Annotated in this window: 1 protein-coding gene; it reads left to right on the forward strand. The window is 57.1% G+C overall.

Annotated elements, in window-relative coordinates:
- Window positions 1-272 (forward strand): hypothetical protein (locus ACEN88_RS35445; RefSeq protein WP_413347081.1); only part of this gene is annotated, 272 nt, incomplete at its 5' end.
- Window position 273 lies beyond the last annotated feature (1 nt).

Raw genomic sequence — 273 nt, forward strand, 5'->3', positions numbered from 1 at the left:
GGTATGGCCCCTACAAAGGGCGACGAACCGCCTACGGTACCCAGCCGGCTGGTCCAGACGTAAGTCGAGTGGGGATCAAACGGGTCATGCTGATCGGATACAGCTTAGACAATCACACCGGCTCGGTCAATGTTGTCCGGTACAACCACGGCGCCAAGTACATTCTCACCGGCAGCTCCGACAGAAGTGTCAGGCTCTGGAACGCCGCTGCAGGCAAAGAGATCAAGGTGTATCAGGGGCATGCTCATGAGATCCTAGCTCTTGACGTGTAGG

Origin of the sequence: Massilia sp. CT11-108 (assembly GCF_047302915.1) — a bacterium.
GTDB lineage: Bacteria > Pseudomonadota > Gammaproteobacteria > Burkholderiales > Burkholderiaceae_D > Telluria > Telluria orientalis.